The organism is Gaoshiqia sp. US2, assembly GCF_059705485.1.
The window spans coordinates 4,801,497-4,824,239 of the sequence record NZ_AP048550.1 but is presented as its reverse complement, the minus strand read 5'-3'; the positions used below and the strand labels follow the sequence as shown (position 1 = coordinate 4,824,239).

At 43.7% G+C, this 22,743-nt stretch carries 16 protein-coding genes and 1 riboswitch; of the genes, 6 read left to right on the top strand and 10 right to left on the bottom strand.

Annotation, left to right across the window (positions count from 1 at the left end; genetic code table 11):
• Positions 1-144 precede the first annotated feature (144 nt).
• The 6 genes from AC6H3C_RS19165 to AC6H3C_RS19140 form a co-directional block, all read right to left on the bottom strand.
• Positions 145-537: a hypothetical protein gene (locus tag AC6H3C_RS19165; RefSeq protein WP_497517124.1), complete on the bottom strand. Its 393-nt coding sequence runs from the start codon at positions 535-537 to the stop codon at positions 145-147.
• A gap of 498 nt (positions 538-1,035) precedes the next feature.
• Positions 1,036-1,257 carry a Thivi_2564 family membrane protein gene (locus tag AC6H3C_RS19160; protein ID WP_497517123.1) on the bottom strand — a complete coding sequence of 74 codons (222 nt, stop codon included), beginning with the start codon at positions 1,255-1,257 and terminating at the stop codon, positions 1,036-1,038.
• Between the two features lie 83 nt (positions 1,258-1,340).
• Positions 1,341-4,355, bottom strand: coding sequence for a M1 family metallopeptidase (locus tag AC6H3C_RS19155; protein ID WP_497517122.1), 3,015 nt, complete (start codon positions 4,353-4,355; stop codon positions 1,341-1,343).
• A 106-nt stretch (positions 4,356-4,461) separates the two neighbouring features.
• Positions 4,462-4,797, bottom strand: coding sequence for a hypothetical protein (locus tag AC6H3C_RS19150; RefSeq protein WP_497517121.1), 336 nt, complete (start codon positions 4,795-4,797; stop codon positions 4,462-4,464).
• 129 nt (positions 4,798-4,926) lie between these two features.
• Positions 4,927-5,148 (bottom strand): YidH family protein, encoded by a 222-nt coding sequence (locus tag AC6H3C_RS19145; protein WP_497517120.1) that lies wholly within the window; start codon positions 5,146-5,148, stop codon positions 4,927-4,929.
• A gap of 525 nt (positions 5,149-5,673) precedes the next feature.
• On the bottom strand, positions 5,674-7,143 hold the full coding sequence (locus AC6H3C_RS19140; protein ID WP_497517119.1) for a glycoside hydrolase family 130 protein: 1,470 nt from the start codon (positions 7,141-7,143) through the stop codon (positions 5,674-5,676).
• A 689-nt stretch (positions 7,144-7,832) separates the two neighbouring features.
• Between AC6H3C_RS19140 and AC6H3C_RS19135 the strand changes: the two genes are divergently transcribed.
• Positions 7,833-13,823: a carboxypeptidase-like regulatory domain-containing protein gene (locus AC6H3C_RS19135; RefSeq protein ID WP_497517118.1), complete on the top strand. Its 5,991-nt coding sequence runs from the start codon at positions 7,833-7,835 to the stop codon at positions 13,821-13,823.
• A gap of 162 nt (positions 13,824-13,985) precedes the next feature.
• On the opposite strand, the gene AC6H3C_RS19130 is transcribed toward AC6H3C_RS19135, so the two are convergent.
• Positions 13,986-15,065 carry an ISAs1 family transposase gene (locus AC6H3C_RS19130; RefSeq protein WP_497521282.1) on the bottom strand — a complete coding sequence of 360 codons (1,080 nt, stop codon included), beginning with the start codon at positions 15,063-15,065 and terminating at the stop codon, positions 13,986-13,988.
• A 203-nt stretch (positions 15,066-15,268) separates the two neighbouring features.
• Between AC6H3C_RS19130 and AC6H3C_RS19125 the strand changes: the two genes are divergently transcribed.
• The 4 genes from AC6H3C_RS19125 (at position 15,269) to AC6H3C_RS19110 (ending at position 16,939) form a co-directional block, all read left to right on the top strand.
• A complete protein-coding gene (locus AC6H3C_RS19125; protein ID WP_497517116.1) occupies positions 15,269-15,601 on the top strand; it encodes an MFS transporter in 333 nt (110 codons plus the stop codon).
• Positions 15,602-15,678: 77 nt separating this feature from the next.
• The gene (locus AC6H3C_RS19120; RefSeq protein WP_497517115.1) at positions 15,679-15,954 is read left to right on the top strand and encodes a hypothetical protein; all 276 of its coding nucleotides are present in this window, start codon (positions 15,679-15,681) and stop codon (positions 15,952-15,954) included.
• Between the two features lie 73 nt (positions 15,955-16,027).
• Positions 16,028-16,714, top strand: coding sequence for a hypothetical protein (locus tag AC6H3C_RS19115; protein ID WP_497517114.1), 687 nt, complete (start codon positions 16,028-16,030; stop codon positions 16,712-16,714).
• A gap of 12 nt (positions 16,715-16,726) precedes the next feature.
• On the top strand, positions 16,727-16,939 hold the full coding sequence (locus AC6H3C_RS19110; RefSeq protein ID WP_497517113.1) for a hypothetical protein: 213 nt from the start codon (positions 16,727-16,729) through the stop codon (positions 16,937-16,939).
• A 384-nt stretch (positions 16,940-17,323) separates the two neighbouring features.
• Here AC6H3C_RS19110 and AC6H3C_RS19105 read toward each other — a convergent pair whose 3' ends face one another.
• Positions 17,324-19,756 (bottom strand): TonB-dependent receptor, encoded by a 2,433-nt coding sequence (locus tag AC6H3C_RS19105; protein ID WP_497517112.1) that lies wholly within the window; start codon positions 19,754-19,756, stop codon positions 17,324-17,326.
• A gap of 45 nt (positions 19,757-19,801) precedes the next feature.
• A riboswitch (TPP riboswitch) is annotated at positions 19,802-19,898 on the bottom strand.
• A gap of 254 nt (positions 19,899-20,152) precedes the next feature.
• Between AC6H3C_RS19105 and AC6H3C_RS19100 the strand changes: the two genes are divergently transcribed.
• Complete coding sequence (locus AC6H3C_RS19100; protein ID WP_497517111.1) at positions 20,153-20,587, top strand: Hsp20/alpha crystallin family protein; 435 nt, start codon at positions 20,153-20,155, stop codon at positions 20,585-20,587.
• Between the two features lie 92 nt (positions 20,588-20,679).
• On the opposite strand, the gene AC6H3C_RS19095 is transcribed toward AC6H3C_RS19100, so the two are convergent.
• Positions 20,680-21,648: a zinc transporter ZntB gene (locus AC6H3C_RS19095; protein WP_497517110.1), complete on the bottom strand. Its 969-nt coding sequence runs from the start codon at positions 21,646-21,648 to the stop codon at positions 20,680-20,682.
• Positions 21,649-21,711: 63 nt separating this feature from the next.
• On the bottom strand, positions 21,712-22,737 hold the full coding sequence (locus AC6H3C_RS19090; protein ID WP_497517109.1) for a glycosyltransferase family 2 protein: 1,026 nt from the start codon (positions 22,735-22,737) through the stop codon (positions 21,712-21,714).
• Positions 22,738-22,743: the final 6 nt, after the last annotated feature.

Here is a 22,743-nt window from a genome sequence, read left to right as displayed (position 1 = left end):
AATTTTTGGTCTAAAACTAAACAGGCCAACCTCTAAAATGACCAATCGAAAACAATCGCAGACAACAAATTTTCTTTTCAGCATATGGGTTATTAAATCCCACGGCTGAAAAAATCAAATATTCACCTTTTTAAAGTTTATGAATTATTCAGGATAGAGGACTCTGGTATCAGAGGAAATAAAAAAACCAAAACTACTTTTAATCAGATGCGAACGTTCCTTTCCCAACAAATGTTCTGCACGAATATTCAAATCGATAATTTCACCTTCCATTGTCAGTGTCAGATATCCTGAAGGGGCAAAATCATATAATTCGGTATATTTTTTTTCTGCAAGTTCTGCTTTTTCCTTTGCCTGTTTAAGCTCTTCATTTTGCATTTCCAGTTCGATCTGATGTACTTCAAGTTCGTGGATGAGTTTTAAATTATCGGATTCGTGGAAAGATTTTTCCAGACCTTTCTCTTTTCGGTTTAGCAACAGTTCTGCGGCCTGGCGAAGTTTATCTGGTTTGGTTGTTGTTTTTTTTTGTTTATTCATGCTGAAATAGATTATCGTTTTTCTTCAACTTATAGAAATCTACGGGGGTCGATGCTTCATTGCCTTACCTGATTTTCAGCTTCTAACCTGAAAAAATTAAACATGTCCTCAACCTGAAAATTTACGGTTACATCCGAATAAATTATTTCAGTTTGATTTGACTCTATTCTTGAGAAGCTAATAATTATGAATAAGTTATATAATACATACATCGCGGAAAACAGAACGTGTAAAAGTCATTCATTTTAATTCTACTTTGACAGATTAAGATTGGCGGTAGATTTCTCTCCTGTTTTACCCCTGTCCGGCAATTGCCGGATGTCAGGAGAAAAATCTGGGTGTTCCCTTCAGGGATTTAGGGTAAAAACATCCGGATTTTTCGAATGTGTCAAAGTAGAATTAAGTTGTTTATGGGATAGATGTAAGGAGAGGGTGTGGGAGCATTGTTCCCGGATTCTATCAGGCAGCATCAAAAAACAAATTTTTGATGTCTGCAAACTAAATAGTCACGTTCTTCAAACTGTCTAATACTCCAAATACGTTGAGCAACCACACCACCAAAATAATGACAACAACGGCATTTAAAATATTTTTAATGGTACGTTGCATGGGAATATAGCTGTTTACCAACCAGAGAATAACCCCGACAACGATAATAACGACAAGAATAGTTAATATTGGCATGACGATAATTTTTTTATTTGTACTAAATCGTACCATGTAAAGTTTAACTTTTTTAAACTAAAAAGTATTACATAATTCCGGTTGATCGTTACATGATTCACACATTTGGGAAATCAGAATTATTTTTTTGAAGTCATTTTTAGTTTCTTAATTGAATCGAGGGAAAAAACAAACCGAATCCGGTTTTTGAATGGCCCGCTTATTAAATCAATATTTTTGGAAACCACCAGCGGGAAATGAATTTCGAAAAGGTCCCATATTCCGGCTTTTAAGCCCGTTTCGAAAAAGATAGGGGAATTGTTGCTTTTTCTAAAAGTATGGTCGTTCAGGAGAAGGTTAACAAAAGGTTTAACTGGTAACCGGTTTATTTTTTCCGGCAAATTACTGGTGAATGATAAGGCAATAATCCATTGGCTAAAACCCAGGCTATCGTTAACCGGTGAAACCAGTCCGCCTTCAGAAAGGCTCATTTGCCGCGACCAGAAATTGGTTGGGAAAACGGCAAAACGGTCGGGGTACGATCCCTGGTAAAGATATTGTTCACGGCCACTTCGTCCACCTGCCGAAAATGCGTAAAACGGAATATCCGATTCGTTTTTCAGCATTGTTCCGGCAAAGAACCGGATATCCAATCCCTGGGATAGCCCGTAATAGCTTATTTTGTAATTAAACTCCATCGAAGTTTTTTGGTAAAGTTTCCCCGTTTCCAATGTAGCCTGCAGACTGAATGGGTTGATTGAACGCTGCTGCTCCACCCGATAACCAAATTGCAAATAAGAGTTCATTTTTGCTTTTTGCCCAAGTTCAATCTGATATAGGCCGGAAGCAGCAGTATAGTTTCCAAATACTTTTTGGCTAAACGAGTGATTCATGCTTCGGTTTCTGAAATACAATTCAACGCCGGTTTTCAGCTTTTTGTAGTTTTGGTTGCCCGGTGCGCCGAATTGGGTTCCTTCGAACGAAATTGCGGCCAGTCTGACGAATTTATTATACGGCGTAATGTTATAGGTCACCTTGCCAAACCCGGCTAAATCATTATTGCCGAATGCATAAAAGGGCATCACAAAGTATTCCACCGGTTTTGGAATGATGAAGCCGTTATGGAGCGCCAGCCCCGCCATAAACCCGTTTTCCCGGGTCCAGTTTATTGCCGGAAAATACATCAGTGTGTGCTTTTCGGAATCATCAACGGTAAAGAAGAGTTGGGTTTGTATGGGGTCTGCCTTGGGAAAAGCGCCGGTTTTCCGGATATTGTTATTCATCCTGAAAATTTCGGGCATTTCGTGTCTGGGGTCAATTTTTATTTCTGTATAATCACCCTCGGGCAGTTCAATCCATTTCTGACCCGCAAACCCATCGATCCATTTTTCAAAAAAGATTGAGTCTCCGGTCATGCCGGCGATGACCAGCGGCGAAACCAGTTCGCCCCTATTTTTCACGAGCAGTTGTTTGTTTTCCGCGCGAACCATTTTATAGTCCAGTCGTTTGGTCGTTCCAATTAAATCATCAAAAAACCAGGTTAAATCTTTGGCTGTAAGGTTTTCAAATTCGGTTCGTAAATCATCTGGTCGGGGATGCCTGAAAATCCAGTTGCGGTAATACTCATACATCGCAGCATCAAAAAGTGAATCTCCAAGGTAAGCCCGCAGATAATTAAAGGCTATGGCGGTTTTATTGTAAAGGATAATGCTGTAATTTAAATCACTGAATCCGGTTGCCGGCAGGTTCATGGGCTGTTCGAGGTTACTGCGGGCCTGTACAAGCCATTCCAGTTCCTGCAACCGCTTCACGGGCAGTTGGTCGATGTGTAAAAATACAGCCGGTTTACGGTTTTTGAACCAGCCCTCCCAAAGCTTTTTTTGGGGATATTTTTCGTGCATGTAACGTGCGGTGTAAGCGCTGGTTATTCCTTCATCCATAAACGGGTAACGCCGCTCATTAAATCCGAGCGAACTGTAAAACCAGTTATGGCAAATTTCGTGGGCAATGACCTCATCGAGCGAGTAGGCATTCTCAACAAGACCAATCACGGTAATTCCGGGGTATTCCATACCCAATCCGGCGCTCAGCGCACTTTGGACCACCGTGAAATTCGGATACGGATAATCGCCAATTTTTTTTGAATAATATGAAATGGCATCATTCGCATAATTCAGGGCCTCTTTCCAAAGGTGGGCCTGTTGGTTCGTAAACATTGCCCACGTAGTAACTTCCCTGCCGGATTCGGGTACCGTAACATTTCCTTTTAGAACATGAAACCTTTTATCGGCAAACCATGCGAAGTCGTGTACCTGTTCTGCGATGTAATGCAGCGTTTTCACCTGTTTTGATGAAACCGGAAAATCATCTTGGTAAATGTTGACAGTTTTTATCCATGTAGTGTCGGCTGCTAATGCAGTTAGCATTTCAATTTCTGATCGGTTTTGCAGGCTTCCGGTTGCACCAACAATGTAATTGTCAGGCAATGTTATCCTTACATCGAAATTTCCAAATTCCGAATAAAATTCTCCCTGATCCAAATAAGACATTTCGTGCCAACCATCCTGATCATAAACTGCCGGTTTTGGATACCACTGCGATATTTGATAGGATTGCTCAATGTACCCCAACCTTGACGTAACCCCTTTGGGAATTTTTACCCGGAATGGGGTTGAAATTATAATTGTGTCGCCAGCAAATAAAGGCTCATTCAGAAGTATCCTGCAGATATCGGGTTGGTCGGGCAATAAATTCCAATGCACCTGTTTGCCATTTACGTTAAAGTCGAGTGAATCGATACAACCTTTCAATTCAGGTTTATCGAACAGCCTTGCCTTGCCGTTTAAACGAAACAGTTGTTTGGCCAATGGGGTGCTGTTGCCGGAATAAGCGTTTGGCCACAAATGGAAATATAAAAAACAGAGGGTGTCGGACGAATTGTTGATGTATTCAATGGTTTCGGATGCGTTTAGCTCGTGTAGCTTATCATTAAGAGACACCTGAATGTTATAATTGGTCTCCTGTTGAAAATACTCCTGAGATAAAACCTTTGAAAACGATCCAAAGTAAAACAGGCAAATGAACATCATCTGCCTGATCGTTACCCTGAGTAGAAATACTTTTAATTTATTAGTACACGAATTAATTTCCTTCATTTTTTTGATTGAAAACAGAAAGAAGAAATTCACCAGCGATTTCCCATTTCAAAAATATTTTTTTGTGTATGTATCTGTTTGTCTATGTATAAAGGAAATTTAAGAATCAAACCAAAAGGATAATTAAGATGATAATTAAAATAAGGCTGGCTCCACCAATATAAATGGTACCTCCCGATTTCTTTACATCTTTTTTCATTTCTTTCAATTCACTCTTCAGCTCACTTTTTTCTTCCGCTGTCAAGTCGCTTTTATCCATTTTCCGGATTTCTTCGATGCGATTTGTCAAACGGGTAATTTCTTCGTCAGATAGTTTGTTTTCCGTTTTTACCGGAACTGCCAACTTTTCTGAATCAGCGGTTCTGTCCTTTTTGCTGGCAAATGCAATTGATGAGCTTAAAACAAACACCATTGCGAGTACTAAAAAAATAGTTTTTTTCATTTTGATATTTTTTAAGATTTATAAATTAGAATAAAGGTAATTATCCAACCCCTGAAGCTTGTTACACAATCTTTGGTATAAATTACATCATTCACACATTTGGCAATTCGATTTGTCTTGCAACATTTCTCATAAATGGACCTTCTTTGTGTCAAGAACAATCACAGTTATTCCACCAACTATCAGGATAATTCCGACAATAGGCGGCCATTTAACCGTATTATTTCTTTCCTTGTTTATTTCAATCGGACCCAAATCGACCACTTTTTCCTTAGTTACATAGTTAAAACCGGTGTATGCAACCATCAGTATTCCAAGTACGACGAGCACAATTCCCAAAGTCTTTTTCATTTTTAACTGTTTAGTTTGTGAACAAATTTATATAAATCAAAGGTCTGTTCATTTGTACAGGGAAGTATTACAAAATTCGGAATAAGAGTTACATCATTCACACATTTAATTGTCACCTTAATGGATAATAATCAACGAAAATAATACTGCCGTTTTCAGGTTGACGGTTGTATTGAAACACCCTGTTAAAATAAAACCGCTTCGAAAAGCAGTTTTGCAGGCAGAAAAGCATTTCCCGTTTTTTAAGGTACAACTCAAAGAAGGATTTTTCTGGTATTTCCTTGAGCATCTTCCGCAACACATTCCCGTTGAGCCCGGTCAGCAACCACTGTGCAGGAAATTTCAAAAAGGAAGTTTGTTAATTCGAATACCGGTACAGTTTATTCGCAAAACACAATGTACTTTGGATGGAGTTTGATTGTGATGGTATCGGTTGTTTTTATTGCCGCGCCTTTGTTCTATATTCATTACCGACTAAAAAAAAGCGACCGACTTGAAACGGTTTCTTTTGAATTTCTCATTTTTTTATGAGTTTTTCAACTCATTTAACAGCTCGTGCAGATTAACTGTTGCATACGTTGAAGCATAATCCGACATGGCATAAGGGATTATCAATTCGTCGTTATGAATCATCGAGCCGCAGGAATAAACCACATTGGGAACATATCCTTCGCGTTCTTTGGCATTTGGAATCAGCAGGGGAGATTTTAACCGCCCGATTTCTTTTTCGGGATTTTCAAGATCAAACAGTGAGGCTCCCAACGTGTATTCACGCATAGGGCCAACACCATGTGTTATCACCAGCCAACCTTCATGTGTTTCAATGGGCGATCCGCCATTTCCGATTTGAATAAATTCCCACGGAAATTTAGGTTGTTGCAATAATCTGGCATTACGCCAGATGTTGATATTATCCGAATAAGAAATGTAATTATTAAAGCCGTCTAACCGGCACAACATCACATATTTCCCGTTCACTTTCCGGGGGAAAAGCGCCATACCCTTGTTTTGGGCAATTTCGCCGTGAAGCGGCAGTACTTTAAAATGATAAAAGTCCCGGGTGTCGAGCATTTTGGGTAATATGGCAGTGCCATCGTAAGCCGTGTAGGTGGCATAATAAATGGTTTCTCCGTTATCTTCTGTAAATTTTACAAAACGAGCATCTTCAATTCCGTTCTTTTCGTTAACCGAAACCGGGAAAATAACCCTTTCGGAAATGTTGGTGTCCAGCGAAAAGTCCAGTTCATAATGCGACGAGGCCAGCCACATAATTTGATTGAAAAGAATTTCTTTATCGGCGGCCAGATGCAATGTATTCCGTGCTTCTTTAATACAATCTCTTAATTCGCCATATGTAAATTTATCGTTTAGCTTGTCGAGGACTAAACCTGAAGGGATTAAAGTATGGATATCTTTCATCTCATCGAGTTTGCTTTTAAACGATGCTTTATCGTAAATATGCTTTCGTATGTGTTGGGCCTCTTCCAGCATTTTGCCAACCGGCTCAATGGACAGGTTGTTGTTTCTATTCAATACTCCTGTCCGGAAGACGATGGACGAAATATGGCCCTCACCGGTGGCCCTGAAACTGAGTATTACCCTTTTTTCGCCCGGACCTGTTTCCGTCTGATCGGGGTGTTCCACAATTGAGGGATTAAAAAAAGCCGCCGATTCAATCGAATATTCCATCGTAAAATAGGAGCCGATCAGTATTTTTTGCGAAATGTTAAGCGATTCAGGTTCAATATTTAACAGCTCTAGCAGATGAGCAATCTTATTAAAATGTTTTTCGAAAATTTTAGAGATATTTCGGTGGCGTAACGAGTAATCCCTCAACACGGGGCTCAATGCCTGCGATACAGAATTTTCAGACATCCCAAGTACTGAGCGAATGGTATTTAGCGCCCTTTCATCGCCGGTGTATAAGAACCGGGCAATTATCCTGGAGGCATCGGGGCTAAATTTGATACCTTTTCTGTTTACTGCTACTTGCATATGTAATTCATATTTAAACTTCTAAAGGTAATAGTTAAAGTGGATTAATTGCAATCATAAATTACAAGCTCAGCATACGAAATACGTTTTAAGATCAATGTATAAAACCGATAATCAGGTCCATATTATTATTTGTACGAGCTACTCAAGCCCTGGCACAAAACACCAACACTTCCGCTTTTTCCATTCATTTTTTATTTTTTTCCTCTTGAGAATTTTCCGAAAATGTTGAAGGGAGTGTTTTGGTGGATAATCCGTCCCAAGCTGACCCCCTTTCGTCGGGAGATTTAATTGTGTTTTTCGGTTCTTGCGCATCTGTTTTGCGTTACACCCGTAGTTTGGGGATTAGCAGGAATACGGTGAAAGCCCATCTTGCAAAAGTTTCGTGATCCCGGTTGGACATTCCGTCGCTTCTGTCACTGGACAACCCGGCATGGAAGCCAAATTCTATGCAGGCAGCCTGCTTATCCCAACAAATTGGGAAATCAATGAAAGTCTAAAGCCTGTAAATCGTATGATTTACAGGCTTTTTTGATGATTGGCAGGTTAATTTTTGTCCGGAAGAACACGATCAGTCGTAAACGGGTCAATAATCTTTTTTCGTTTAGTTAACATGTTGATCGGATAAAACCTTAATTTTATTGGCAGCAATCAGAATAAACTAAAAATCAAATACCTTTTCCAGCCCAATGAACATCCGTCAAAGCCTAAGCATTTTATCCTTACTGCTGTTATCGTTTATTCACCTGAATTTATTCAGCCAGAAATTACCTGACAGCAGGCGAACCAGTTATTACACTTACATTTATAAGCTGACCGACCAGGAAGCCAAAAAAATCTACAAGAACGATTTGGTGAAAGTTGAACCTACTTATTTCCACACGTTGGTGGATTCATTTTTTACGGACAGTATTTACACCGGACAATTGCCCGAAGGACATTACCTGAAAACCTACGCGGAAAAGAATAAACAGAAATTTTTTATAACAACGATTCAGGATTTTGATATCTTTATTTCGAATAACCAGACCGATTTGTGTATCCAGGTCTACGATCTGCAAGGAAATATCATAACTGATGCAGCGGTGAGTGTAGGATGGAAGAAGCTGCATTTTGATAAAAAGATCCAATCTTACATCGACCGGAAATCAAACCAAAAGGGATTGGTACGGGTAACGCGTAAAGGCTTTACCGCTTATTACAACCTGAACAGGCAACACAATAATTCTTTTATCAGGCGGGGAACACGGAAGGTGCTTTACGCAACTCCTGTAAAATATGTCTGGCTGCCGGTTCGCTACGTGGTTCATCTGCCGGTTGATGCGGCCAAATCGATTGTCGGTGGGGGAACCCGCGGAACCATATACAGTACTAAGAAATTCTTTGTCGGGTCGTTTCGCAGGGTAGCTTCCATTTTTGATGATTCTTACCGCAACAGCTATTTCTGGTACAAAATTCAACAGGACTATACCGGTTACATCGTTTTCAACAAGCCGAAATACCATCCCGGCGACACGGTAAAATTCAAGGCTTTTCTGCTGACAAAAAAGGGAAAGCCGGTTGATAAACCAGTTAATGTGATTCTGCAGGCTAAAAAGAATATCAAATTAACCCGTCTGGAACCATATCGTCCGGGCGGCTATGCCTGGCAGTTTTTTCTTCACGATTCGCTTCAACTACAGCTCGACAGGCCATATCCCATCCGGCTTGAGTTGAATGAACGGAAAAATTTGCAGACAGGCTATTTCAGGTGCGAAGATTATGAACTGTCCAAAAGCAAACTTTCGCTCCGGTTAGACCAGACCAAACAATACCGGGATGGAGAATTCAAACTTTTCATCAAAGGGACAGACGAGAATGACCTGAACCTGTTGGATGCCCGGATCGAGGTTCTGGTCAAACCAAAATTGATAAACCGGTATTTTGAAAAGCAGGTATTTATTCCCGATACCCTTTTATTCATTGAAAGAAGGCTCGAACCTACGGGTGAAACGGAAGTCATTCTGCCTGACTCTGTTTTTCCAAAGACCAATCTGGATTATGAGCTTGTTGTGCGGCTGCTTACCTCCGATAATGAAGCAATTTCTGAAAGCCGGACCGTACCCTATTTTTACGATTCCGAGGAGTTTGACATGGAACTGCTCACCGATTCCATCCGGTTCAGTTACCATAAAAACGGCGTTGCAACAAACAAAAAAGTGACGATAAGCGCGAATGATCATTTCGGAAATCAGACACCGGTATTTGATGGAACGACACCTTGTAAAATTGAACTTGATCCGTTTTTCGCATCTTATACCATCAAATCCGACAGTTTGACCAATACCATTTACATTTCGTCCCAACCTTCTTTGTTTCAATGTTTCTCGGAACGAACACCGGATTCGGTATATATTGTTGCTGATAATCCGCGTAAGTTGCCTTTCAGCTATACCATTTACAAAAAGAACAACCAGAGAGCGGAGGGATATGCTGATTCGTTGGATTTCAAACAAAAAACAGCGTCAGTGCAGACTTATTTCGTATCCGTTCGTTACCTGTGGGGTGGGAAAATGGAAGAAGAAAATTACCAGGTTCCATGGATGGATAAAAAACTGAATGTTTCGGTAATCCAACCCAAAATTGTTTACCCGGGACAAAAATCACGGATCGAAATTTTGGTCACCGATCCGGCCGGAAAACCGGTTGAAGGAGTTGACCTGACCGCTTATTCATTAACCAAGAAGTTTGGTTACACGCCGCCTCAGTTGCCTTATATGGGGAAAAGCCGAAAAAACAAAACCCTGATCAACAATTTTCACTTCGCAAAATCCACGCTGAACACAACCGGACTAAAGCTGGATTACGATGTCTGGAAGTTATTGGCCGGTTTGGATTCCATTGAATATTACCGGTTTATTTATCCTGAAAACTCCGTTTACCGTTTTGAGTACCGTACGGATGATTCGCTGACCCAGTTTGCCCCCTTTGTTGTTTCTGAAGGCGATATTGTACCTGTTCATGTCATTGAAGTCGATCAACAACCGGTTTATTTTAGCTGGTCAACCCATGTCCGGCCCTATTCTTTTGAAATTGACAGCGGTTACCACCAAATCAGGTTGCGGACAAGTACAAAAAGCATAACCATCGACAGCCTGTACATTCATCCGGGGAAGAAACTGATATTCAGTTTGAATGAAGAGCTTACTCTGAAAAGCATCCGGATTCAGGAGGCAAAGCCCGAATTAAGCGCATCGGAACAGCAACGGTTATACAAATACATTTTTCCGTTCAGGAATACTTTTGGCGAACGGTTTGCTTTTCTGGAACAAAAGGACGGGGTCCGGTTTTTGAAACCTTCATCCTTTAGCGGCAACGCGTATCACCTTGCAGGGCCTGTAGTCGGGCCGGTCACTTTTCAACTCATGGACAGTTTCTCGTCCAAGTTCGACCATGAACCGTTTTTTGAATATGAATTTGCACCCGAGTTGCTGAAAATGCGGAGCGTCGACCGCAACAAGTACCCCAAATATTTGAACCAGTATCGGCGAGAACAGGAGCTGACTGATGTGGTATTGACCAAAGAAAATTTACAGAAACAGTGGCAGGACTATCTTGATTCAAAACGGCGGATGAAAGCAAGATACCGTTACCCCGATTCTACCTCGCCAGGTAACGGAAAAATGCTGGTCAATGTGGCCAAAACGGATCAGCAACGGAAAGACATTCCCCTGAATATGCTTGTTTTTCGGTACGACAATCCTGATTTTCTCCGGGTTTACCCGGGAAATGTTTCTTTTGTCCACGATTTGCACGAAGGTTATTATAAACTGATCTTCTTTTATGCCGGCGCAAAATATCAGCAGAAAGATTCCCTGTATGTTGAGCCCAACGGGCTGAATTATTATGAATTTGATCAACCACTGACGTTTAATAAAGATACTTTTAGTCTGGCAGTTAGTCAATTGATTGAAGAAACCATCTTTAGTCCGGCTCCGTTTTTTGATGATGAAGAAAAAGAACTGAAAACCATTTATCATTCCTATCAGCAACAATTTCAATATACCGGCGATGGCGAATTGGTTGATGGTTATGTGGTTGATAACGAGTCCGGCGAGCCAATACCGGCAGTCACAGTGCTTATCAAAGGTACCACGTATGGCGCCGTTACTGATTTGAATGGGTATTATTCGCTAAAGGTTCCGCGCGACCGGCACGAATTGGTTTTCTCATTTATCGGATACGACAGTGTGGAAAAAAGAATTGTCGGTTCCGGTTCTGTCAACGTGAACCTTTCCGCGTCGGTGCTGCGTTTGGATGAAGTGGTTGTTGTGGGATATGGAATGCAAAGCAAAATGGCTTTGACCGGCGCGGTTGCCGGAGTTTCAACGGTTCGTATGACCCGGGGAATTCCGGGGGTCAGCGGAAATATTTCCCTGGCGTTAAACGAAAAACTGGGAGAGGTGAAGTTTATTCCCGGAGATTCGTCTGCCGGGCGACCTTTTGAAATTATGATCCGGGGAACGTCGGTTTTGGCGTCGGAACAACCTCCCTTGTATATCATCAACGGGAATGTCTTTGCGGGGAATATTGCCGAATTGGACCCCGGGCTAATCAAAAATATTCAAATACTGAAAGGAGAGGAGGCCACAGCCATTTACGGCGCCCGCGGCGCCCTCGGGGTGGTGATTATTGATACAAAGCCGGGATCTTTTAAGCCAACTCCGGCGCCTGCAGACAAAGGGGCCGGTTTTGATGATACTTTTCTGGAAGCAGCTTCAGGGGCCAGTTCCATCCGTGAAAACTTTTCGGATGATGCGTTCTGGAAACCAAGCCTGACTACCGATAAAAACGGTAAGGCGAGCTTTGAAGTGACCTTCCCGGACGACGTCACCAGTTGGGAAGCCTTCTACCTGGCCATGAACGGAAACCGACAGAGCGGGCAAACGCAGGACCGGATCAAATCGTACAAACCCTTGATGGCTCAACTGGCTGTTCCCCGGTTTTTGGTGCAGTCGGACACCACCTTTGCCATTGGCAAGGCTTTGAACTACATGCCGGATTCAGTCCAGATCACGACCCGTTTTGAGGTGAACGGACAAGCCCGGTTCAGCCAAACCAGCTATTGCACCCATTCAGTCCTTGATACGATCCCGGTTACGGCCTCTTCCGACTCCGTTTCTGTCAAATACTTTCTTGAAAAAGAAGATGGCTACTTTGACGGGGAGTTGCGGAATATCCCGGTTTATCCCGCGGGTTTGGAAGAAGCGAATGGCGAATTCCATGTACTGGAAAACGATGCCGGCATCCAGCTGTCCTTTGATCCCAACATGGGCGATGCCACCGTGTATGCACGGGCCGATGTGCTTGACCTGATCCGGGACGAGATCGGGCATGTGCTCAGATACAGGTACCAGTGTAATGAGCAACTGGCCTCCAAACTGAAAGTCCTGCTTGCTGAACGGGCGATTGCCGGTTATGCCAGTGAAGAATTCAAACAGGACAGGGACATAGAAAAGCTCATCCGGTTATTAAACGGAAGCCGTAAAACGAACGGGCTTTGGGGTTGGTGGAAAGATTCGGAAGAGGTGGAATGGATTAGCCTGCATGTGCTGGAAGCCTTGGTCCGTGCTGAAAAAATGGGCTACCTGATCAAAATCGACAAAGAAGAGCTGGTTGGAAGACTGACCTGGGAATTGCAAAGCTGCAGAAATTTTGACCGGCAAATCCGGATACTTAAAATACTGAAACTGCTGGATGCGCAGATCAATTACCAGGCGTACCTCTCCGATTTGGAACGAAACCGGAAATTATCATTGCACGAGTTGTTGCGGGTGATGGAACTGAAACAACAATGTAAGCTGGCTTTTGATCCCGACACCTTGAATCACTATCAAAAAACGACCTTATTCGGGAATGTATATCTTGAAGATATAAAACAAGAACCCAGCCTGCTGGTCAACAATATCCAAAATACCTTGCTGGCTTACCGGATACTGAGAGCAGATTCTGTCAAAAATGCAGTCACCTTGGGTAAAATCCGGAACTATTTGCTCGAAAACCGAAAAACCGGTTATTGGCGGAACACCTACGAATCGGCTCAAATCATCGAAACTATTCTGCCTGATTTGCTTGGCAGCAAAACCAATGTGACTAAACCTGAATTGAATATCCGGGGAGACTTAAACCAAACGGTTTCAGCGTTTCCTTTTGAAATGAAAGTTGATCCAACTCAACAAATTCAAATCTCCAAAACCGGAGACTTCCCGGTATACCTGACCAGTTATCAGACATATTGGAACAGTGATCCGCAAATAACCAGGGGTGATTTTGAGATTACGACTTGCTTTGATCGCGATTCAACGTTAAGCTTGAAAGCTGGCAACGAAGTGACCTTGGTTGCAACGGTTAAGCTGAAAAAAGATGCCGAGTATGTGATGATCAATATTCCGATTCCCGGTGGTTGTTCGTACGCCGATAAGAAAAACAATTTCAGAAACGAATCGCACCGCGAGTATTTTAAAAACGAAACCACGATCTTCTGCGAGCGTTTGCGGAAAGGAGAGTACTCCTTCGAGATCAAACTGATTCCCCGTTATACCGGCGTTTATAGCCTAAATCCGGCCAAAGTTGAATTGATGTATTTCCCGGTGTTTCGGGGGAATGAGGAGGTGAAGAGGGTGAGGATTTGTGCTGAATGAAAAAAACGTTTCGCATTGGCTTTATTTCCCGGCATCAAAAGAGCAAATGAATCAACGAGTGTTCATCTTGTCATTTTTTTTGTTCCCGATTCTCGTGAAATACTCCTTTGCTGCAAAAATGCACAAGAATATTTGCTTTCGCAATGAGCAGGGCAAACGCATTTAAATTTTGAGTAAAGTTTCCCTGTATTTTTCGTTCTGTAAAGCTTTTGATCTTTTTCTCTTTTTGCTGGCTTTCCAATGTTGCTCGTTTACCAGCAAAGCCATGACTGTTTTTCGTATGGTGTTAAAATTCTGGGCGGCATAACCTTTTCTTTTTCTGGATTGATCTTCGCCAAAGACTACATCCAAAGTCCAATGCAGGTTGTTCTCGATAGCCCAGTGGTTGCGTGTCCAGGTGTTGAACTGTTTTGCCTGGGCTTCCAGACTTGATATGTAATATCTTGTTTGCCGGGAAGTTTCTCCGGTTGACTTGATAACCCGTTGAGAATCGATCCGGAAAATTGTTTTCAGCCCTTCCCATTGATCCGCGCCTTCGATCATCTCAAGGTTGCTGTACGCAGAGCATTCGCGGGTTTCGATCCGGCCATGCCCGCAATCAACATCTACATCGGAACTGATGGATTTATTGAACCGGATTGTATCCAGAATACCTTCTTCGAGCGACGGCTGGTTGCCTTTGACTGCAAGAATATAATCGGCCCCCTGTTTTAATATTTTCGAGGCAATGTTCTTTTGGCAGCCCATTGCATCAATGGTCACGATGCACCCTTTGACATCCAGGAGAGAAAGCAGTTGGGGAATGGCCGTGATCTCGTTGCCTTTCTCCTGAGTGGCTACCTGTCCCAGGCACAGCCCGTTTTGGGTGGCGAAAGCAGAGACCATGTGTATCGCCGGATTGGTTAAATAATGGGAGTTGCACATGCGCTTGCCATCAATAGCAACCACCTCCTGGTCGCATTGAGCCCGCAAACTGTTGGCCCACTGGGAAAAACAGGCTGAAAACTCAACTGGGTCAATGGCCGAAAAAACCCGGTTAAGCGTGTCGTGCGAGGGAATGCCATAAACAAAAGAGCCGTACTTGCGCAACCAATGCTGCTGTTCCAGGCCAAAGTCCGCGATTTCCTCCCATTCGTCCATTCCGCACAAAACGGCGGACAGTACCAGCAACAGGATGTCATGCAACTGGTGCCGGAAATTACCCCTGTTTGTCCTTCTTGGTTCGCTCACCTTGCTGAAAATCTGGTGGAAAAGCGAACTCTTCCATGCTTCTGAAATTTGTTCTTCTGTCTTCTTATTAATATAGCAAAACTGGCAAATCTTTTATCCAATCATGTAACTAATCAACAGATATTTAGTATATTAGCAAAACGAAAGGCGGGCCATTTACAACATGCAAAACCCGCCTTTCAAAAATATTAATCATTCAAACATAATGAAGAGTTATGAGGAAACCAAGCTCCTCGGCAGGAGCTTATGGCTTAAACCAAACTTTTTTAAATGCGTTTGCCCATCGGGGGGGGGGGAGCAAGCAATTTTCCGGGAGCCTTGCCACCTTTTTTACCGGCATGAGTTACATCGTTTTTCATTTAATCTTACTGAGAAGCGTATCGGTTGGCGGAGGGGAGGCTTTTTATGCCCCTTCGGCCAATGCGCTGCTTTCGGAATACCACACCAAAACCAGGGCGCGGGCCATGTCGATACACCAAACATCGTTGTACATCGGCATCATCCTGAGCGGGGTGATCGGTGGTTTTATTGCCGAGAACTATGCGTAGCGGATGGCATTCTACCTGTTTGGCGGAATCGGGGTGGTTTATTCACTTTTGCTGTTCTGGCGTTTGCCCCCTCAAAGATGGTCCCTGAAATCACCACTTTTTCGGAAAGCAAAAAATTTATCGGCGAAGCCTTCCGGATGCTGTTCAACAAACCATCGACCCTGTTGATCGGGGCGCCGTTCATCTTTGGCATGGGACAGTCAACCACGCTGTTTTCAATCTATTTCTGCCTGGCGGCATTTGGCCTGTTTAGGGGAATTTATGAGGCCAATTTTATCACCACGTTTTTTGACACGATAGAACCCCCGCTATCGCGCATCGATCAACGGGATTGTGTATTTGTTTGTGTTTAGGGTCGGGTCGCTGTCGCCCTTCCTGCTGGGGTATTTCAAACAATCATTCGGACTTTCAAACGGATTGTCGTCCATGAGTTTTGCTTATTTACTGGGCGGAATTGAAATGCTGAAAGAGCTGAAAAACAAATACAAAAATATTCAGGCTTTGAATGCGGTATGGGAAACCAACTATCCGTCGTGGGACGATCTATTAAATTCGCACGCAAAACCGCCCCAAAAAGCGTTGGCTGATTGTGTTGAATTTTCGGTTCGGATGACCGAAGCCTATTTTTGCAATGTGCGGGATGAGTTCAAAAAAGTGGCGCCAAACAAGTTGTATATGGGTTGCCGTTTTGCCCGTTCCAACGAAAATGTAATCCGCATCGGGGCAAACTACTGCGACGTGATCAGTTACAATATTTACAAACGGAACCTGTATGGGTTCTCTTTGCCCAAAGGCATCGACAAGCCGGTAATGATCGGCGAATTTCATTTTGGCGCCCTCGACCGGGGAATGTTCCACCCGGGCCTGGTGAAAACGGCTAACCAGGAAGAACGGGCAGCCTGTTATGCCGGCTACATCGAATCGGCGCTGCGCCACCCTAACATCATCGGTACCCACTGGCACCAGTTTTCCGATCAGGCCACCACGGGGCGTTTCGATGGTGAGAATTTTCAGGTAGGCTTTACCGATATTTGCGATACCCCTTACGAGGAAACCATTGCAAAGATCAGGGAAGTGGGTTATTCCATGTATGAAATCAGAAAAGGAAAATAAGTTATGAAACTAATGAGCAGATTATTTTTATGTGTCCTTGTTATATCGTTTTCAATCGTTTCCTGTAGTAAGGATAATAATATTGACGACGGAGAAGAGAATAAACCGGTTGTTATTGCAAACGAAGGAAAAGTATTATGCGACCAGCAAGGCGTTGCAGGAGTTGTAATTACTGATGGCCCAGTTATACGCGGCTATAGAAACTTAATGGCGCAAACCGGATGATAAGTAGAACAAAAAGCCGCCAACGATCGTTCAGCATGACGAACCCCGGGCTGTTTCCCGGATATAAACCTTATTTTCTATGGTCACCTTCGTAGAAAAATCATCGCCATCAACATTCAGCTTATTGCCATATTCTGCGTTAAGGCAAAAAAGTAAATCCTGTCCGGAAGGACATAAGCGGCCATGCTTTAATCTGATTGCCGGAGATTGCCCTGTTTTTCCTTTCGTTCAATCGTTCGTTGGCGATTGCAGGTAAGTCGTAGGTAAGTCGAAGCGATATCGCAGGTATGCCACTTCTTTTATCGCTCCCGGATTGAAATAAAATTTTAGCGAATGTATATAACGTATCCCCCGGAACGTCTGCTCCGGGGGGTACGTTGAAAATTAAAACCTGAAATCAATTCCGGCAAAAAAATGTCGTCCGGCCTGCGGGAAATATCCATCCATGGCGAAACGTTCGTTCCCCAAAAGATATGAATATACCCAGGCATTACTTTCGTATCGGGTATCAAAGAGGTTATTCACCATCAGGTGCAGCCTGACTTCTTTAAACAGCTTGGCCTTCAGTGAGTAATCTGCTTTCAGGTTGTTTACAAACCAGGCGTCCAGCTTGCGGTCGTTGCCCGAGGTGTTGTCGACGTACTGATCGCCTACGTAGTTTGAAAGCAGGCTGACGTTTAGCGCGGCTACCGGTTTGTAACTGAGCTGGCTGTTAACGATCACATTGGGTGAGAATGACAGGTCGGTTTTCCCAAGTTCAAAGGCATCCTGTTCCCAGGTGTCCCAGTTGTCAACATATTCAGTAAAATTTTCAATCTTGTTTTGGCTGAGGGTAACATTCGTATCCCAGTTTAGTTTAGCGGAAATCTTCAGTCCGCCGGTCAGTTCAATCCCGGCCCGGTAGCTGTCGTCTACATTCACCAAAAGAGGCGTACCAACATCGTTTACCTCCCCGGTTTGAACCAACTGGTCCTTGTAATCCATGTAGTACAGGTTTGCCCCTAACAGAAAACGCGATGTTTTATAGGTATAGCCTGCTTCGAAATCATTCAGCGTTTCATGTTTGGGCGTTGGGTCACCTTCATCCACATCCACAAAGTTGCTTCGGTTGGGTTCGCGGTTGGCGCGGGCAAAACTCAGGTAGGCTTCCCGCGAACTGTTTGGGCGGTAGAACAGACCGAATTTGGGGTTGAAGAAGTCGAATTTGTGCGATTGGGTCAGGTCGCGCAGATCATCATCAATGCCGTCGATCCCGTAATTGATGTGGCGGTATTGCAGGTCGGCAAACAAATTAAGGGTTTCTGTCAGTTGAAAGTTGTATTTCCCAAAAACATTGAAATCTTTTTTCAGACCTGTGCCGCGGTACCATTCGTGGTCTTTCCCGTTTTCGCCCATGTACTGCGCCCAGATCACCTGTCCGAAATGGCGGCCGTCGTACACGTTGTAGCCTCCGCCAAAGGTGAACGATGATTGGTTTTTATGGTAATTCAATGAAAGTGTCGCTCCGTAAAAATCATTGTCCAGCCATTTGCGCGTTACCAGGTCTGTGATTTCCAAACCTTCGGGAGCAGTCATCCGGTAATCTTCGTATTCTTCGTCGTATTTATAGCCTTCATAGTAGCCGCGTCCGTAGGTGTAGTGCAGGGCTGCGTTGAGGTTCAGGGCCTGGTTGAATTTGTGCGAAAACAGCATTTGGTAATGATCCTGCTGGTAATGGTCTACTTCGTTTTCGTAAGTGTAGTAGTTGTAGGTCCGGCTGTTCGAATTGATCATTTCCTCCGTTTGTTTTGGAGTGTACAACCAGTGCTCTTCGTAACGTTGCATTCCTGCCAGGTCATTCTTCAGGCGGACGGAAGGAACACCCCACCAGGCCTGGTAGGTCTCTTCAAAACCGGAAAATACATTGACTTTGAGCATGGTGTTACCGGAATAATAGCCGGCTGAAGCGAAAAATGATTTCAAATCAGACGAAGCGCGGTCGATAAAACCATCGGAGGTGACTTTCGATAAACGCACATCAACGGTAAAATGCTCGTTTAACAGGCCGGTTCCGGCGCTGACCGAGTTTCGGAAGGTGTTAAACGAACCTGCCGAGCTGCTGTATGCAGCATAAGCGTCTTTGTTCAGGCTTTCGGTTTGCAGGTTGATGGTTGCCCCGAAAGCGGCGGCTCCGTTGGTCGAAGTGCCTACTCCACGCTGAACCTGGATATTTTCGATCGAACCGGCCAGGTCGGGGATGTCCACAAACCAGGTGCCGTGCGATTCGGCATCGTTCATGGGAATGCCGTTGATGGTCACGTTGATTCGGTTTAGGTCGGTGCCCCGGATACGGAAATTCGTGTATCCCACACCGGCGCCGGCATCCGAAGTAGCCACAAACGAAGGACTCATCGTGAGCAAATAGGGAATATCCTGCCCCATGTTCCTGCTTTCGATGGTTGATCGGTCGACCGTAGTTTTGGCAACAGGCGTTTTGTCGCCGGCGCGCGTGGCCGACACCAATACTTCTTCGGTTAAGATGGTCGAACGGCTCAGTTGAATTTGTAAATCAACGGCCTGGTTTAATTGTACCGGAATAGTTCTCCTTTCATAACCGATAAAAGAAACCTGCAATTCGTAATTTCCGGCCTTCAGTTTGTCGAATGTAAACCGGCCATGTTCGTTGGTAATCGTTCCCCGGTAAGTCGCGTTTAGCGTAACGGTGGCGCCGGGTAAAATTCCCCCTTCCTCATTTTTCACCATCCCCGAAACCGAAAATTGGGCAAATGAGGCAACAACAACACACTGCAAAAGCAGCATTACAACAATCTTTTTCATTTTGTTTTGAAAATTTGGTTAATAAATAACCAATGAGGTAGGAAACATTTTTCCTTTCGCCCTCCCTCCGCCGGCATTACCCGGATCAGGTTCATTGGGTATGATCTCAGTCCGATTTTTTAGGACACCCCATTGCGTAAAATCAGGAGCAAAGGTAAGGTAAAAAAAACGAATATATCAAAACTGGTTCGGCAATTAAATTGGGGGAAAAACTGAAAATATTTCATTATAAACAGCTTATCGCATGAAAAAATGACTTTTCCAACGACATTTTGGCAAGCCAGGTGAACAATAAACAAGAGAATTTGGACAAAAACCGCCTTGGCCTGCTCTTTGATCATGATCAGCCGGAAACAATAAAAACATGTTTAACGAAAGAAATAAGGAGGATTAGCCATGTTACCATTAATCAGAAACAACAAGAATGTTCCAAGTTTATTTGATGAATTCTTTGGACGCAATTTGTGGAATGAATTTTTTGACAAAACGGGCTGGGGCACAAGTCCAAGTGTCAATGTTTTTGAAGGAAAAGACAATTTTGAAATTGAAGTGGCCGCCCCGGGGCTTGAGAAAAAGGATTTCCACATTGATTTAAAAGACCATGTGCTGACTGTTTCTTCTGAAAAGAAAGACGAAAAAGAAGAAAAAGAAGGAAACAAAGTGGTGTTCTGTGAGTTCAATTACTCTTCGTTCAGTCGTTCGTTCCGTATTCCCGACGGCGTGGATGTGAACAAGATCAATGCCTCGCACAAAAACGGAGTATTGAAGATTGTTCTTCCCAAACGTGAAGAATTGAAGGGAAATGCCCCGCGAATGATTGATATTTCGTAAAGACCGAAGAATAAGTTTCGTTGTTTGTTACATCATTGGTTTAGTTTAGTTAGTTGGTTCACTGACCTCGCCCGACAGGCGGGGTCTTTTTTTTATAACCACCTGTTTTTCCGGAAGAACCAAAACTGAAAGGCAACAATACAAAGCAGGATGATCACGAAAGCAGCAAAAGCATAATGGTTCTCCGCCTGGGGGATTCCGGCCAGGTTGACGCCCAATAAGCCGGTGAAAAAGCTGAGCGGTAAAAACAAGGCTGCAATGATCGATAAGAGGTACATCCGGTTATTGATCTGCTCATTCTGGCGGTGGGAGAGGGTTTCCTGACTTACCGAAGCCAGTTCGCGCGAGGCATCCAGCATTTCGAGGTAACGCAGCAGGTGGTCGCCCACTTCGCGCAGGCGCAATTGCTGTTTGGTCGTCATCCAGCTGGTTTTATCCAGTTGCAGCTTGCTTAAAGCATCGCGTTGCGGAATTAAAAAGCGTTTGAGCTGAATGATTTGCAGTCGCAGGTTGTGCAATTCCTGTTTGTAGTCGGTTTGGTCTTCGGCAATCACCCGTTCTTCAATTTCAATGGCAAGTTCTTCGATATCTTCCATCACATCGCTCATGTTTACCACCAGCCGTTCATTTAAACGGACAATAAAATCGCCGGTCGTTTTTGGCGGATTACCTTGCTCCAGTTCGGCGATCAGGTCGTCGACCGATTTGAGATTTTTCTTCTGGCAGGTAATCAGCAGGTTTTTTGTTGCCAGAATCCGGACCGAGATCATGTTTTCGGGTTTTTCACCCTTGTTCATGTTGATCCCGCGTACCACGAGCAATAATTCTTCGGGCGTAATGGCTACGCGCGGGCGCGATTCTTCTTTGGTCAGCGCGTTGATGGTCAGCTCATTTATGTCCAGCTTTTCCAGGATTGAACGTGTTTCTGAAACCGAGAAATTCAGTTGAAGCCAGATGTAATCTGCCTCCCGTTGAATATCGGGAACCTGATCGGGTAAAAGTTTTATCGCTTTTTTTTCAATTGAATCGATATAAAATGCATGGATTAATCCTCGTTTCATCGGCTTGAATTTGATCCAAGATACAACGACTCGCCCAAAACTCAAAATCTGAGGAAAAACAGATCAGCTCAGTTCACGGAAGGTTTTTTCGCCTTTGACGTAATATTTCCAGATAATGCTTTTGCAAAGGATCTCATCGTGCCATTCCTGCGCCGACATTTTCCGGAGATTTCTTCTTTTTTTTCGTAAAACGGGCAACTCGCGGTAATAAGCCATATGGGCCTTAAAAACGCTGGCAAAACCTTTCACATTTCCTTCGGTCAACAGGCGCAAGGCGGCGATGCCATCGAGAAACAATCGGGTGGTCATCACTTTCCAAAACTTACGACGAGGCACGTTTTTATATAACAGCCATAGGCTGTTCCTGAAATTCAGGAAAAGTTTACGGGGATTATTATACGAAAGGCTTCCTCCGCCCAGGTGGAACACTTTGCTTTCAGGAACGAAAAGTATTTTATAACCCCTGTTTTTCAGTCGCCAGCACAAGTCAATTTCTTCCATGTGTGCCCAGAAGTCGGCGTCGAACCCACCGGCCTCGTGAAACAAATCTGCCCGGATGGCCAGGCAAGCCCCGCTGGCCCAAAAAATACTGGCCGGCTGGTCGTACTGACCTTCATCTTTTTCAAGCACATCCAAAATACGTCCCCGGCAAAACGGAAAGCCCAGTTTGTCGATAAAACCTCCCGCGGCTCCTGCATACTCAAAGGTGTCTTTCTGATGCCAGCTTAAAATTTTAGGTTGAACGGCAGCCACGGCCGGGTTGTTGTCCATGACCTGAATCAGGGGGTCGAGCCAGTTTGGACTCACTTCCACATCCGAATTCAGAAGGATATAATATTGAGCCTGTATTTGTTTTAATGCCTCGTTGTAGCCCCGTGCAAAACCATAATTTGTTTCAAGCTGAAGGATTTTTGCCTGCGGAAAGTGATCTTTAAGCAGTTGAACAGAACCATCGGTAGAGTTATTATCGGCAACAATGAGTTGAACATCGTCGTGCAGGCTGTGCCCGATAACTGACGGCAAAAATTGAGGAAGCAGTTTTTCGCCGTTCCAGTTTAGAATAACAATCGCGACTTTTGGTGGTTTCATCCGGGC